Here is a 506-nt window from a genome sequence, read left to right on the forward strand (position 1 = left end):
CCACAATTTTTTAAACGTTTTAGAATTTCAACATTAGACAAATTTTCGTTTGCTTTCCATTCAAAAGCTTTGCGTATTAATTTTGCTTTGTCTGAATGAATTAAAATAGGACGGTTTTGTGCATCCCTAGCATTTTTAAAACCTATTGGAGCGTTTCCGATATAGAAACCTTGCAAAAGGCGTTGTTTCATTCCTGTAACGGTTTTTTCTTTTCGTTGGTCGTTATCGTATTTGCTGAATAGTAAGTTTAAGTTTTGAAAGAATGTACCCGTAGATGTTTTGGTATCCATTGGTTGGGTTACAGATATTACATTGATACCTTTTGCCTGTAATTTTTCAACCGTTGTAATCGCGGTAGAACCCGCACGCGAAAAACGATCTATACTGTATACAATGATATTTGATATTTTCTTTTGACGTACATAGGTAAGCATTTTTTGATACTCCTTTCTATCGTCATTTTTAGCACTTTCGTTAGTTCCACCAAAATAGGCGCTTATTTGAAG

At 34.2% G+C, this 506-nt stretch carries 1 protein-coding gene; it reads right to left on the minus strand.

Features of this window, described 5'->3' with window-relative positions; translation table 11 throughout:
• Positions 1–506 (minus strand): recombinase family protein (locus AA089_RS23280; protein WP_046759427.1); only part of this gene is annotated, 506 nt, incomplete at both ends.

Source organism: Kordia jejudonensis (assembly GCF_001005315.1).
In the GTDB taxonomy this organism is placed as follows: domain Bacteria; phylum Bacteroidota; class Bacteroidia; order Flavobacteriales; family Flavobacteriaceae; genus Kordia; species Kordia jejudonensis.